Consider the following 14,781-nt stretch of genomic DNA (forward strand, 5'->3'; position numbering starts at 1 on the left):
TTACTCTTTTCTTTTTAACGGTTCTTTATCACTCAAGTCTTTTACAATCATTTCCATACTGATATTGTAGTCTTTTCCCAATACTTTTAAAGTTTTCTTATTCATATCCCATATTTCATCCATTCTATCACCAAAGTTTTCTAAAGTAAGCGGATCATTCTCATCATATCCCACTTCATTTGCAAACTCACCAAAATAACCGCCTTTTGAAAAATTTGAGTTGAAATTTTTTATAGCCTCAGGAGTGTCTGTATTGGTTTCATTAAAAAGAGCAAATCCCGGATAAATACCATAGCTGAACCCCTCTATTGTATTCATATCCGTATCATATATAAGCACATATGTGCTGCGTAATCTAAAATGATCTGACATAATATCTAATTCGAATAACTTATCATATACTTTTCTAATTGCAATACTTCTAAACGCTATATTCTCTTCAATATCTCGATAATCCAAATAACCGAAACTTGTATATTGCACAATCATATTCAAATTTTTATATTTACCATATATACTGATATTTCCAAGATTTATGAATGATTTATACTTCTTGTATGATAAGACAATATCATAATTTTCTTTTATAGTTGCCCTGACAATATATTTCCGATTATCACTATGCGGATACGACCTTTCCAATAAAAGATCATCACCAAAATATGACATACTCGAAAATGTCTGAAACAGTTGTATCATACCATGATAATATCCCGTTTCTACCGCACCTTCATCCTCATCTTTTGCTTCAGGAATCGCAATTGCACGGTCTATCGTATATTTACTTAAAATTTCAAACGCCTTAATAATCTCTTCCAACTTTTCATTTTTTCTGTACAGCTTATTTCCGATATCGATATATCTCTTATACCCCAAAAATCCATAGTCACGGTCAAAGCAGTATTCAAGCACAGTATTCAGCAGTTTCTCATCCTCTCTTAAGCTTGATATCAAAATACCGTCTACTATCAGATACTCCATAACAGTCTTTTTATTGTTGCCTAATTCTTGGGATAAAATATTTTCTACAGTAGCCGTCTTCCCCTCGGTATCATATATTTTTTCAAGTTCTTTTAATCTCGCATCACACTCGACATCATCCTTTGCATAATAACTTGCCACTGCCCATATATCTTTTACATCGCAATCTTTTGGAATTTCTACTATATTTTCAAGATTATCTATTCTTTTATATCCGTTTTCATCCCTGTTATATCTTGCTCCGTTCCATATTATTTGATTCGCTGTCACATTATAGTCTGAAGACATTAGTTCGTACATGCCTGTCAATACATTAATTATACATACAACAAGTATCAATATTAAGGCAATATATATTCTGTTTCTGTACTTTAACTTCACGCAAATCCCTCCTTAATGCTAAAACTAGTCTATAAATACTTTTGCATTTGGGCATACAGATTTTACATCACAATTTATCTTTAGATGGTATAACTGTACTCTTCTCAAGTTCTTAAAATTTTTTACAAAATGCAAATTATCAAGTACATTCTCTTCTTCATATGTGCCTATATCCTCCTCATTATCACCCATATATGTCAGTATTATAGTTTCAACATTCTTAAAATATCCCAAATCAGTAATATCTTTCACATGATAGTCTTTAAAATTTATAGACAGAAATTTTATTTTCCTCAAAGAACTCTTCCGGATAATACCCTTTATTGGCTTTTCTCGTCTTTTTGCCAAAGACATACGATCTTTACCCATAGTATCTCTCACAGCCCTCAAAAATTCTTCGTCCTTAAAAAATGCTATTCTCTCCATTAAAAATATTAGAATAATTATAAATATGCCTAAATAAAATGTTATTGTGTAGTTCATATTTAATTCTTCCTCCTGTTTAAAATCACGTACATTTCACTTGTTATTATATGTTTATTCTATAAATAGTATTACTTTTCACTTTCTGTGGTCATAACATCATCAGGATCTCCATCATCCTCGGCAACAACTTGAAGGTACATAAAATCCATGCCTCCACCATCTGTCTCTACATTAATCTTCTCTTTTTAACGGTTCTTTCCCACTCAAGTCTAATGTAATACAGTCAATATCATAACCATATTCTTCACCTAAAACTTCATAACATCTGTATCGCATATCAAATATTTCAACTAATCTTTCACCAAAATTTTCTTCAGTAATAGGATTGTTTTCATCATATCCCACTTCATTTGCAAACTCACCAAAATATCCGCCTTTTGAAAAATTTGCGTTGAAATTTCTTATAGCGTCTTTTGTATCAACCATATCTTTATAACCAATGTAATCAAATATTTTATATGTCGGGTAAATAGCATAAGCTGTTCCTTCTATCAAATGTATATCTGTATCATATACAAGTGTATATGCGGCACAAAGTTCAAAAATATCAGAAGTAGCTTCTAAATGATTAAGTCTTCTAATGAATGTCAGCGTTGACAAATATTTCAGAGAAATATAATCTGTTACATCACGATCATCCAGGCTTCCAATCATTAACCCATATACCCGCATATTTAAATTCTTATATCTGCCGTATATATTCACATTCCCTAACTTTATAAATGGTTTATACATTGTATAGTACAATGAAATATCTTTACCATCTCCTCTAACCGCTCGTATAATATATCTCTTATTAGATCCGATATATGATTTTTCCGATATAAGATTATTATCAAAGTATTCTATACCTGAAAATATTTGAAACAGCTGTATCATGCTGAAATAGTGCCTTATATATGTATCTCTACGGTCTTTATCCAATATCTTTTCAGCACTTGACATATAATCAACCGTATATTTACTTAAAATTTCAAACGCTTTAATTATCTCTTCTACTTTTTCATTTTTTCTGTACAGCTTGTCTCCAATATCAATGTATCTTTTATAACCAAGCACTCCAAAGTCCCTATCAAAACAATAGTCTAATGCAGTATTCAATAATTCTGTGCCTTTATCTAAATCTTTTGTCAGGATTCCTGCTACTATAAGATATTCCATTCTTGTTTTCTTATCATCGCCTAAATCATGCTCAAGAATATTTTCTATGACTTTCTTTTCACCTTGGTCATTATACATCTTTTCAAGCTCTCTAAGCCTTGACTCACACTCGGCATCATCCTTTGCATAACAACTTGCTACCTCCCAAATATCCCTTATATCACAATCTTTTGGAAGTTCGGATAAGTTTTCAAGCTCATCTATCTTGCGGTATCTGTTTTCATCCCAATTGTATCTTGCACCTCTCCATATTATTTGGTTTGCTGTCACATTATAGTTGGAAGTAAATACTTCATACATACCGGTCAGCACATTGACTACACATACAATCAGTATAAACCTAAGCAACCAATATATCCGCTTTTTATACTCTAATTTCATCTATGTCTCTCCTAACCGTAAAACCGGTTTGTAAACACCATTGCTCTCGGAAATTCCCTTTTAATCTTTCTTATGCAACGGTTCTCTTCCGGTAAAATCATTTACAATACTACTTATATCAATATTATATCCTACATACAAAAATCTATAAATTTTCTCTTCCATATTGCAAAGTTCGTCTATCTTCTCACCGAAATTTCCCAATGTCAGTTGATTATTTCCATCATAGCCGACATCATTTGCAAACTCTTCCAAATAACCACCTTTTGAAAAATTTGTATTAAAATTATTTATGGCTTCTATTGTATCTATATAGTGACTGTCAGGAGATTCAACTAAATTGTATACATCAAAGTAACTATACACCGGAAGTACCGGATAAAATCCGTAGCTTAACCCCTCAAGTGTATGTATATCCGAATCATATACAATTACATAGGTACCACAAAGTCTAAAAATTTTAGATATAATTTTTAAATCAATTAATTTATCCTCCACCATATAAGTTGCAGGACTTTTTAATGATATATAATTTGTAATATCAAAATCATCCAAATCTCTAATTGATACACGCTTTATTATCATATTCAGATTCTTATATCTTCCGTATATACTGATATGTCCAAGATCTATAAATGATCTGTATTTTTTGTAGGATAATACAATATCATAATTTTCTTTTATAGATGCCCTAACAATATATTTCTTATTATCCATCCCGGGATATGATTTTGCCGCTAAAAGATTATCGTCAAAATATAATAAACTTGAGAATGTCTGGAATAGTTGTATCATACGATGATAGTATACCGTTTCAGTTGCACTTTCATCCCCATCTTCTGATTTGGGCATCACAATTGCACGATCAATTGTATACTTGCTTAAAGTTTCAAAAGCTTCAATAATTCTTTCAAGCTTACCGTTCTTTTTATAGAGCTTATTTCCGATATCAATATATCTTTTGTATCCAAGTAATCCATAGTCTCTGTCATAGCAATATTCAAGGACATTATTAAGCAGTTCCGTATCGTTACCAAGACTTCTTATTAGGCAACCGTCAACTATCAGGTACTCCATCATAGTCTTTTTATCATCTCCTACATCTTTAGACATGATATCATCTACGACAGCCTTTTCTCCCCCTTCATCATATATATTCTTAAGTTCCTTCAGTCTTGTATCACACTCACTGTCATCCTTTGCATAATAACTTGCCACCGCCCAAATATCTTTTATATCACAATCTGTCGGTATATCCACCAAATATTTAATCTCATCTATACTGTGATATCCGGTCTCGTCCTTATTATATCTCTTGCCTTTCCATATGATTTGGTTTGCATTTGCGTTTTTGATTGTACTACACATCTCATAGAATCCTGTCAGCACATTGACTACGCATACAATCAGTATAAATCTTAGCAACCAATATATCCGCTTTTTATACTCTAATTTCATCCATGTCTCTCCTAACCGTAAAAACTAGTCTATAAACACTATTGCCCTCGGACATTCGTTCTTCACGCTCTTATCTGCGTTAAGATGATATAACTGTACCCTTCTAAGCTTATTAAAATCCCTTACTTTATTTAGATTATCCAGGACATGTTCCTCATTATACATACCGATATCTTCCTCATTATCGCCCATATATGTCAAGATAATTGTCTCAACATTCTTGAAATATTCAAGGTCACTCACATCCTTAACATGGTAGTCCTTAAAATTGATTGATAAGAAGTTCATCTTCTTTAAATCCTTTTTCCAAATGATACCCTTGATAGGCTTCTCTCTTTTATGTGCCAAAGACATGCGGTTTTTCCCCATAGTATCTCTTACCGCTCTAAGAAACTCCGCATCCTTAAAAAAAGCTATTCTGCTCACCACAATCATACATATTATTGTAAATATTCCCAAGTAAAATGATAATGTATAATTCATTTCCATATTTCCTTTCCGTTAAACTGAAGATTCCATCATATCTGCGTTTGATTTGATTTCCATATATCTACCTCCCACTATTGTATCCAAATGCATAAATATCATATCCATCTTTTTCTAAATCTAATTTATCACCTAAAAAATGTAAATTTAAACTATCTATGGCAAATTTTGATATTCCTACATTATTCTCATGAAAATCATCGACCGGTCTAATCAAGAAATAGATTTGTATTGGAAAATTGTACTCTCCACCATCATCTGCAAATTCTATAGTTGTTGACGCATACACCTTCTTTTGAAGTTTTCCTTTATCTGAGCTTGATTCATAGTCATTATCTTCATCAAGTTTATATCGTATAATTTTACCTGAAAACTTATTATTATTGTAACCCCTAAATATATTATCTATCTTTTCATCAAAATTATCTATTTTACTCCTTGCATACTCCGGAAACAAGCTTACTAAAAGCTCCCTATCATTAGTATTTAAAGCCTGTACTATCTTTTCGATATATTCATTCGCCACTTTTGCATCACCATATATATAATTATCTATTTTACCGGAGTCATGTATATATTTTACAGTTTCAACTACCGATGTACATCCTGTAAGCAAACTTAATATTAAAATTCCCATTAAAACTTTAATTTTCACCAGTTTTTATTTCCTTCCTATTCTTAGTGTCCAAACGCATATATATCATACCCATCTTTCTCTTTATCTACACCATCTGTACTGAAATCCCCATAATCTATAGCAAATATAGATATTCCAACATTATTCTCGTGAAAATCATCTACAGGTACTATTACCATGGCAATCTTTAAGCTTGATCTATATAATTCTCCCTCCTTAGGATCTGCAAACTCTATAGTAGTATTAGCATATACCTCTTTATAGATTTTACCCCTATCAGATCTTGATTGATAATTGTTATCTTCATTAAGCTTATACCTTATTATAGAAGGCCATGGCCATGTCTCATTTTCACTAATAATTTCATCTATCTTTTCATCAAAATTATCTATCTTACTCCTTGCATGCTCAGGAAATAAACTCGCTAAAAGTTCTCTATCATTAGTATTCAATGCTTCTACTATTTTTTCTATATACTTATTTACAACTACAGCTTCACTATATATATAATCATCTATTTTATCAGAATCGTGTATATACCTTGCAATCTCAACTACTGAGGTACATCCTGTAAGCAAACATACTATTAAACAAAATATAATAATTTTAATTCTCATTAATTCCTATTACCTCCTCAATACTAAAACCCGTATATAAAAACTCTTGCATGTCACTTTTACATCACTATTTATCTTTAGATGATATAACTGTACTCTTCTCAAGTTCACATTTAATTCTCCTGTTTAAAATCACGTACATTTCAGTTGTTATTATATGTTTATTCTATAAATATTTTTGCCATATTTCAATATTTTTATTAAAATCAGGTATCGAATATTACTTGTTATATTATTTTTTATATTAAAAGAACCCCCATGCCTTTTCACATAGGGGCTCTAAACAATAGTATTACTTTTCACTTTCTGTGGTCATAAGCTCATCAGGATCTACATAATCAGCCCAAAAAGGATTATCTACCCAAAGATAGTATCCCCTATTGCTGTCATCCATAGTAATCTGCCAAATCTCAGGCGAATACATCATAGAGCTGATACCTATCTCATCAGGATCCTCATCATCCTTGGCAACAACCTGAAGGTACATAAAATCTATATTACCACCATCTGTCTTTACAACATAATAAGTCTCAATCCTTTTTATTCCCTTTTCTTTGTCTTCTGTAACTACCGGAAAATTTCTGTCATACTTTACACTCTTTGACTTTCCCTTATACCTCTTAAGCATTAATGCAATTTTAAAGTCCATATCCTCTATACTCTCTCTCGCATTCTTTGAAAACAGTGCTTTCAGTTCATCAGCATTTTGATTATCCAACGCAGCAATCACTTTGTCTTTATATTCTTTTTCCTCGGGTGGTTGATTATCATTTTTGGTAACTTCACTCTTTGCACCGTCAACTGTATTTTTAACACTTGAGCAGGCTGATATTAAAAAGACTGATGCAATAATAAGGAATATTATTTTTTTCATACTTTTACATGCTCCTTACTTTGTATCTGATTTGAAAGATTATAGTCGTTATCATGTATATATTTCTTTGATTCAACAATTTCCATTCGTAATCTAACCAATTCTTCATATCCTGTATTCATCAAAATATTTAAATACCAACAAATGTATTTAAAACTATCTCCACTTCTTCCACTCCAGTAATCGTCGATATCTGTTATAATATTTACTAAATCCTCCCTACTTTTATTTAATCTATACTTAAATAGATCATAATTATTCTCTGCATTTACCATGCCGGCAATATTTGATTTAATTTCCATATTCTTATCTCCCATTATTAGTGTCCAAACGCATAGATATCATATCCGTCCTTTTCTTTATCCACATCATCTTTAATAAACTCCCCTTCTCCAATTGCAAATATAGAAATTCCAACATTATTTTCATGAAAATCATCTACAGGTACTATTACCATAGCAATCTTTAAACTCGGTCTATGTACTTCTCCCTCCTTAGGGTCTGCGAACTCTATAGTGGTATTAGCATATACCTCTTTATAGATTTTACCTCTATCTGCTCTTGATTGATAATTATTATCTTCATTAAGCTTATACCTTATTATGGAAGACGGCCATGGCCATGACTCATTTTCTCTGATAATTCTGTCTATCTTTTCATCAAAATTGTCTATCTTACTCCTTGCATGCTCGGGAAATAAACTCGCTAATAGTTCTCTATCATTAGTGTTCAATGCTCTTATTATCTTTTCTATATACTCGTTTACTACTACAGCCTCGCCATATATGTAGTTATCTAATTTATCAGAGTCATGTACATATCTCGCAACCTTAACTACCGAGGTACACCCTATGAGCATGCATGCTATTAAAAAACATATAATGAATTTAATTTTCATTAATTTATATTACCCCTTTCCCATTTTATAACTGCATTTCTATGAACTAAGTCTAAACACCAGTTATCATTTATTTTATCTTCGTTTTGATCATCAAATTCTGCTGTATGTACGAATTCCTTCCACATAGCCCTTTCCTCATCAAAGTCAACCATCCCTGTCATTACTAAATCTTCAGCTTTTACATCTTGAAATCTTTTATCCGGATTAAACCCTGTTATCCACCACTGATGTAAGTCATTAGCATCCCAATCTATTACTTGAGTACCATCTTTTAACCTTATATCCAAATTCATTTTAAGTTTACTCTGAGTATAGCAATCTACATGCCAGTCTTTACCTTTATATATACCTATCTCTCCGCCTGCACCAAGATTAAAATAATCCCCCTTCCACATCCAAAGTGTAAATTTATCATCTCCTCTTCCAAATTTAAATTTACCCCTATTCATAGATGTAAAAGAATCAAATGCAAAATCATAAAAATTATTATAACCTCCACCGGCCTGCCAGCATCTTCTTGTAACATGAAATACACCATTATTATCCTTATGGAAATCTACTAAGTCGAACACTGGTGTACTTATCGGACTTCTTGCAAACATATTAGATATATCTGAAATACTTCCAATCTTCACCTGTCTAACATTTCCGGAACAATCGACATATGAATTAATAACAAGATCAACCTCCATTGCATTTCTTGATGCTCTAATTAAACTCCGTGTAACCTTGGTAGTAACATCCTGAACTTCACTTGGTAAAACTTCTACCCATAGTTTATAAGAACTATTAAACAACTTATCTAAAAATAGATCTATCCCTTCAAACAAATCAATACCATCATAAACCTGTATGGATTCCAATGTATTAACAATTGGTGATTCTCCAGTACTGTCAACAAATAGCAGTGGTGAATTATAGCAGTAAGTATACTCGTTTTGGGTAAATCCATATCTTATATCTCCCTTGATTTTATCCTTTCCAAGAAATCTTCCCATATTTTCATCGTACATTCTTGTAGCTGAAAGATAGTTTCCACTTATATCATCTACCATGAGACCGGCAAATCCGAAGTTCTTTGGTTTGCTTCCAAACACTTCTCCAAACTCTGAGTACTCAAAAAGCTCATCCCCTTCAAGTATTACACTTCCAAGTTCATCACATATGATATTGGTGCTGTTATCATCCTCCACCTCTGATATCAGTTGAATATCCCATACAAAACTTCTCTCATTTCCATCACTGTTTTGCCATAGTATATTATCAATCTTTTTTCTGATATCAATTACATAGCTTGTAGTGTGTGACTCGTTCCCATTGCTCTCTGTCTTACCGATTCTGTGACCAAGTCCGTCATATTCATAAGTAACAATATTTTTACCGGATATGACACTTATAAGTTGTCCCAATCCGTTGTATTTGTACTCTGTTTCAAGCTCACCATCGGAAAACTTCTTGATAAGATTTCCTCTCTTATCATACTCATACCTTTTTTGAATCAAACTGTTATTCTTAGCTATACGCTCTTCTGCGAGTTTTCCACCCTTATAGATGTATTTTGTGGTAATCACTTCATCTTTGAAATATTCTACTTTATCGGTTCTGTTTCCAAAGATATCATAGCTATATTCTCTTAGCACTTTACCGTCCAATACAACTTTTGTGATTCTTCCCACCTCATCATAAGAATAACTGTAATCCTTTACACTGCCATTCCTATTGATACTTATACCTGTCTTATTTCCTACCAAATCATATGCATAAGTATATTCCATATTGATTTTTTCATCACTGATATGAGTTATTTTTGTCGGACTTCCGATATCATTGTATTCATAGCATGTTTTGCTTCCATCACTATACTCTCTTGATTCAAGTCTGCCCAAACAGTCATAGGTCAACCTGATATGTTCATTTCCTGAAACAGTTTCTATAAGTCTACCTTTATTATCATAGTAATAGCCTACCTTTTTGCCGTCAGGATATACTATAGCCACAGTTCTTCCAAACTTATCATATTCGTAAGTAATACTGTGTCCGTCTGTAGTTAAAGCCTTTTTCACCAAGCCTTTCTTATCTCTTTCAAAGCTCATAGTTCCGAAGCTTCCTGATACGGCTTTCAAAAATCTGTTGCCGTCATACTCATAGTTTACATAATTTCCGTCAGAACATTTCATCGAAGTTAAAAGGCCTGCTTCATTGTACTTTAACTCTGTTTTAAAACTGTCTTCATCAATATTTTTCACCACTTGTCCAAGACTGTTGTAATCCATAGTTTTATAAGTACTGTCGGCATTTTCTATTTTAAATATTCTGCCCATATTGTTTCTATGATAGCATCTTGTCATACAGTCATTTTCATTATCTTTTTTGTACTGTCTTATTCCTACAAGATTGTACATTTTATCATAACTGTACTCACTTACCAGACCGTCACTGTCAACCACTTTTTCAAGTGTATTTCCTACACCATATTTAAAATAGTTTGTATTTCCGATGCTGTCTTTAATAGATGTTATATTTCCTTCATTATCATAGCTATAAGTATTTTCTCTACCGGTATCAGTCCTTATTCCGGATACTCTTCCCAAGTCGTCATAAGCATAATAAATCTTATTTTCCGTATTGCCCGCCAGTCGGCTTTCTTCTGTAGGTCTTCCAAGCTTATCATAATTATATATGTATTTTACATCATCACCTAAATTAACCGCTTTTACTCTGCCGTTCTGATTATATTCATAGCCTGATACATTGCCAAATATATCGGTATACTCCAATACCCTGTTCATAGAATCATATACAAAGCTTTCGCTGATATTATCATCCAAGGTTTGCTTTAGCACTCTTCCATATTCATCATATTCATATCTGATACTTCCGCTTGGCAGTGCTATCTCAACAAGTCTGTCTCCATCATAAACAAAATCAGACTTCACTCCGTCAGAAAATTCCTTACTGATGCACCTGTTTAACTTATCATATTTATAATTCTCACTTAGACCTGTTGGGTAAGTAACACTGACAATATTTCTATTGTCATCATAGGAAAATCTCTTCATACTTCCGTCAGGAGCAATCATTTTAGTCATATTGCCCCTCTTGTCATATTCAAATTTTTCCACTCCACCGGCTCGCTTTATCTGAGATATTCTTCTAATATTATCATATACATACTCTGTAGTATTTCCGTTTTTATCTTTTAGCCTTACTGGTAAATTTATATTATTGTACTCTACTTCATAGGTTTTCCCGTCAAAATCCTTTAATTTTGACACCTGCCTGTTTGCTGTATACTTATATGTTCTCTTCTCCCCAAAAGAATTTGTTACCTCTGTGATATCTCCAAGCTCATTATACTTATAAAGTCTTTTCCCTCCATTATTGTCTTCAATACTTACAACTCGATTCAACTCATCATATTTATATCCGACCAATACTGCACAATGTCATATAATGCCTTTTCCTGTAAGTCTTTATCTGTAGGTCTATCACTTGCCATAATCCTTATCCCCTTCCAATATGTCCATATTATCTAACCATGTTTTATCCACTTTATCATAAATACCTGAAATTCTATAGTAAAGCCTAAGCCTATTAAATGTATAATCTATCAATTTTTCTTCAAAGCCATCCAAGTCTTCTTTTGTGATATATGTTACCAGCAGACTATTTGTCTGCAAATCCTTTTCAACAAATATATCACATGTTTCTTTAAAATCCTTTTCTATATTGCCAGCATCTTTATCTGTGAATATACATGTAGTATAGTCACTATTACTTACATATGTAATTATATCTGTATCTTTATTAAAGCTGTCATCCAGTGAAAAACCCCATGGTTGTGTGTACACCTTACACTCTCCATATATAGGTTTTACCAGCTCATATATATACTTCTCAAGTTCAGCTTTCTTTAGGTATCCTACATAATTGTCACCAAAGTAAGTCAACCCATTTTCACTATAAAAGTCCACTACCACATGCCACTCCGGTTTTGACTTTGGGTGTACATAAACGCTATCTTCATATACATATTCTCCTTCAAATTTCTCTCCATATTTTTTCTGCATATAATATTCTGCTGCATTTATATAATCTAACTCTGTTAACATAGTAATACTCACTCCCCTTTTTACCAGTATATCTCTAAGGAATACCAGTCCCACTATAAATGCTATTATTATCAGAATACCTCTTATTGCTTCTTCATTTTGGCTTATTTTTCTCTTTTCCATTCTATCTCTCCAATCAAAAAGCCCGCGCATTTATATCCTGACAAAGTAATACTTTAACTTATCAGTAACATAAATGCGTGGGCTGTATAAATTTTCTATTCTTCTTTAATAAATCCGTAGTAAGATCCGGTCTTCATATTTGCAATATCCAGTATCGTTTCATCTTCCAAAAGAAATCCCATGTAGGGTATCATATTCGGCTTAGATATCTGCTCCTTACCCTCTAACATAAATGTCGTATTCTTTGTATAAATACATATAAAATCTTCTACTGTATATTCGTCCGATCTGTTTATAACTTCCATCAGCTCGGCCTTGGTCACACCATAGGAGGAAAGCTTCGTTTCTATAAAATCCATTGCCTTCTCACCTCTGTACAATTTATATGTTCCGCCATAATAATTGTCATCGGTAATCCCCTTCTCCTGATACCAGAAAAAGCTGTGGTACTCATTGAACACCCAATATGATCCGTCATCATATGAAATCCATGATGTTTTTGTCAGAGCATCCGGCTCGATATTTGGCTCGATATTTTCGGCTTTGTCTGAACTAAAACATCCGCTAAGCAGAAATACCGCAAGTAGCATTGTCACAAAAATCGTCTTAAATTTTCTCATAAGATGTCTCCTTATTTGATTTTTACGAACTGAAGTAATAAACTGTTATCTACAGTATATATCATTTTCGATATTTTTCAATGTATTTCCACTTTATTCCCTATGTCCGCCTATTTGCCTGTTTCTGTCAAGTGCAGTTCCCTCTTCTTTGAGATTAAGCCCTTTAAATATGGCATTGTTTCCAAATTTTCTTTTTACTTTAAGTACGGCTTTCATTCTGCTGCTTTCTTTTTCTTCCGAAATGCTGTTTGCTTCCAAGAGATTTCCCGTACAGCCTGCGCTGTTTTTATGGCTTATCTCACTCGCAACTATTGTTATCCTTCTAAACAGCAATATGGGATTTGCAAGTTTCTCAAATAGCTCCTCACTTTTCTTGCAGATCTCTTTTGTGGAATTGGTATATGATAAAAGATTTATCGAGCCATGCGCTCCCTCAGGTACGCTCCTTCCGTAAAAATCTTTTATAATATTTCCTGTATATTTTTTAGCTGTCTCAGGATCTGCCAAGCTGTCTATATCATATCCTATACTTAAAGTTATCTGCCTTGTGGCTGTATCTTTTTCAAGCAATGAAAATGAGAGTCTTTCAGCCATCTCTATAACAATCGTTCTTACCTCTTCATAGCTGTATGCTCTAAGCAATACCTGACCTTCGCTTATACTTTTCTTCTCCGGTGTATATGCTTTTATATCTTTGATTTCCGTATTGTCGATTCCCCATGCATGTTCTATTAAGAAACTTGCATTTTTTCCGAACAGCTTATATAAAAGATTCATTCCCTCATTGGCACGATTCTTTTTTAAGCTCTCCCTTGCTATATCTCCCATTGTATATATTCCGTATTTTGCAAGATTTTTACTGTAGCCTCTTCCTATTCTCCAAAAATCTGTAATAGGTGTATGGCTCCAAAGCTTTTCTCTGTAGGATTTGACACTCAGTTCTCCTATTCTTGCCCCGTGTTCATTAGGTTTTGCTCTTTTTGCCATGATGTCCATAGCCACTTTTGCAAGGTACATGTTTTCACCTATACCTGCACTTGCCGTTATTCCTGTGGTATCAAGGACATCTTTTACCATTTTTTCCACAAATCCTGTTGCATCATCACCTGCATATCCCGTAATATCTATAAAGACTTCATCCACCGAATATACATATATATCCTCAGGTGATACATACTTTAGATATACGCTGATTATCCTTGCACTGTACTCCATATATTTTTTCATTCTCGGTACAGCCACCACCATATCAACTTCAAGTTTTACATTTTTCTTGAGTTCTTCAAGAGAATATGATTTTCCTTCAGGCTTGCCTACAAGCTTTTCTCTTCTGTAGTTTATTTCCTGCAGTCTTTTTATTACTTCAAAAAGTCTCGGTCTTCCAGGTATTCCGAAAGTCTTAAGTGCGGGACTTACCGCCAGACAGATAGTCTTTGAGGTTCTGCTCTCATCCGCCACCACCAGATTTATATCCATGGGATCCAGATTTCTTTCTCTGCACTCTACCGAGGCATAGAAGGATTTTAAGTCTATTGCCGCAAATATCCTTTTTTTATTATTCAT

Annotated in this window: 13 protein-coding genes and 1 pseudogene; all 14 read right to left on the reverse strand. The window is 33.1% G+C overall.

The features are described from left to right. Positions 1-1,362, reverse strand: coding sequence for a hypothetical protein (locus EHV10_RS02950; protein WP_128673339.1), 1,362 nt, complete (start codon positions 1,360-1,362; stop codon positions 1-3). A 24-nt stretch (positions 1,363-1,386) separates the two neighbouring features. Further along, positions 1,387-1,845, reverse strand: a complete 459-nt coding sequence (locus EHV10_RS02955) for a hypothetical protein (protein WP_128673340.1) — start codon at positions 1,843-1,845, stop codon at positions 1,387-1,389. Between the two features lie 174 nt (positions 1,846-2,019). Beyond that, a complete protein-coding gene (locus tag EHV10_RS02960; protein WP_128673341.1) occupies positions 2,020-3,390 on the reverse strand; it encodes a hypothetical protein in 1,371 nt (456 codons plus the stop codon). 60 nt (positions 3,391-3,450) lie between these two features. Continuing rightward, on the reverse strand, positions 3,451-4,848 hold the full coding sequence (locus EHV10_RS02965; RefSeq protein WP_128673342.1) for a hypothetical protein: 1,398 nt from the start codon (positions 4,846-4,848) through the stop codon (positions 3,451-3,453). Between the two features lie 24 nt (positions 4,849-4,872). After that, positions 4,873-5,331 carry a hypothetical protein gene (locus EHV10_RS02970; RefSeq protein WP_009220109.1) on the reverse strand — a complete coding sequence of 153 codons (459 nt, stop codon included), beginning with the start codon at positions 5,329-5,331 and terminating at the stop codon, positions 4,873-4,875. 67 nt (positions 5,332-5,398) lie between these two features. Then, positions 5,399-5,989: a DUF5104 domain-containing protein gene (locus EHV10_RS02975; protein ID WP_128673343.1), complete on the reverse strand. Its 591-nt coding sequence runs from the start codon at positions 5,987-5,989 to the stop codon at positions 5,399-5,401. Positions 5,990-6,012: 23 nt separating this feature from the next. After that, positions 6,013-6,588 (reverse strand): DUF5104 domain-containing protein, encoded by a 576-nt coding sequence (locus EHV10_RS02980; RefSeq protein WP_128673344.1) that lies wholly within the window; start codon positions 6,586-6,588, stop codon positions 6,013-6,015. A gap of 292 nt (positions 6,589-6,880) precedes the next feature. Further along, on the reverse strand, positions 6,881-7,462 hold the full coding sequence (locus EHV10_RS02985) for a DUF5104 domain-containing protein (RefSeq protein WP_128673345.1): 582 nt from the start codon (positions 7,460-7,462) through the stop codon (positions 6,881-6,883). Beyond that, positions 7,459-7,764 (reverse strand): hypothetical protein, encoded by a 306-nt coding sequence (locus EHV10_RS02990; protein ID WP_128673346.1) that lies wholly within the window; start codon positions 7,762-7,764, stop codon positions 7,459-7,461. The genes EHV10_RS02985 and EHV10_RS02990 overlap by 4 nt, the downstream gene beginning before the upstream one ends. A gap of 17 nt (positions 7,765-7,781) precedes the next feature. Beyond that, positions 7,782-8,360 (reverse strand): DUF5104 domain-containing protein, encoded by a 579-nt coding sequence (locus tag EHV10_RS02995; RefSeq protein WP_128673347.1) that lies wholly within the window; start codon positions 8,358-8,360, stop codon positions 7,782-7,784. Next, a pseudogene (locus EHV10_RS03000) lies at positions 8,360-11,797 on the reverse strand (RHS repeat-associated core domain-containing protein); the annotation flags it as partial. The gene EHV10_RS02995 and the pseudogene EHV10_RS03000, both read right to left, overlap by 1 nt. Before the next feature lie 54 nt (positions 11,798-11,851). Further along, the gene (locus EHV10_RS03005; protein WP_128673348.1) at positions 11,852-12,598 is read right to left on the reverse strand and encodes a hypothetical protein; all 747 of its coding nucleotides are present in this window, start codon (positions 12,596-12,598) and stop codon (positions 11,852-11,854) included. Positions 12,599-12,693: 95 nt separating this feature from the next. Beyond that, positions 12,694-13,218, reverse strand: a complete 525-nt coding sequence (locus EHV10_RS03010; protein ID WP_128673349.1) for a putative periplasmic lipoprotein — start codon at positions 13,216-13,218, stop codon at positions 12,694-12,696. 93 nt (positions 13,219-13,311) lie between these two features. Next, complete coding sequence (locus EHV10_RS03015) at positions 13,312-14,781, reverse strand: Y-family DNA polymerase (protein ID WP_128673350.1); 1,470 nt, start codon at positions 14,779-14,781, stop codon at positions 13,312-13,314.

The organism is Lachnoanaerobaculum gingivalis, assembly GCF_003862475.1.
Classification (GTDB): domain Bacteria; phylum Bacillota; class Clostridia; order Lachnospirales; family Lachnospiraceae; genus Lachnoanaerobaculum; species Lachnoanaerobaculum gingivalis.

Bases quoted from the DNA above. Each gene is read 5' to 3' on its own strand.
- EHV10_RS02955 (WP_128673340.1), bottom strand. From the start codon at position 1,845: ATGAACTACACAATAACATTTTATTTAGGCATATTTATAATTATTCTA.
- EHV10_RS02985 (WP_128673345.1), bottom strand. From the start codon at position 7,462: ATGAAAAAAATAATATTCCTTATTATTGCATCAGTCTTTTTAATATCA.
- EHV10_RS02980 (WP_128673344.1), bottom strand. From the start codon at position 6,588: ATGAGAATTAAAATTATTATATTTTGTTTAATAGTATGTTTGCTTACA.
- EHV10_RS03015 (WP_128673350.1), bottom strand. From the start codon at position 14,781: ATGAATAATAAAAAAAGGATATTTGCGGCAATAGACTTAAAATCCTTC.
- EHV10_RS02960 (WP_128673341.1), bottom strand. From the start codon at position 3,390: ATGAAATTAGAGTATAAAAAGCGGATATATTGGTTGCTTAGGTTTATA.
- EHV10_RS02995 (WP_128673347.1), bottom strand. From the start codon at position 8,360: ATGAAAATTAAATTCATTATATGTTTTTTAATAGCATGCATGCTCATA.
- EHV10_RS02965 (WP_128673342.1), bottom strand. From the start codon at position 4,848: ATGAAATTAGAGTATAAAAAGCGGATATATTGGTTGCTAAGATTTATA.
- EHV10_RS02990 (WP_128673346.1), bottom strand. From the start codon at position 7,764: ATGGAAATTAAATCAAATATTGCCGGCATGGTAAATGCAGAGAATAAT.
- EHV10_RS02970 (WP_009220109.1), bottom strand. From the start codon at position 5,331: ATGAATTATACATTATCATTTTACTTGGGAATATTTACAATAATATGT.
- EHV10_RS03005 (WP_128673348.1), bottom strand. From the start codon at position 12,598: ATGGAAAAGAGAAAAATAAGCCAAAATGAAGAAGCAATAAGAGGTATT.
- EHV10_RS03010 (WP_128673349.1), bottom strand. From the start codon at position 13,218: ATGAGAAAATTTAAGACGATTTTTGTGACAATGCTACTTGCGGTATTT.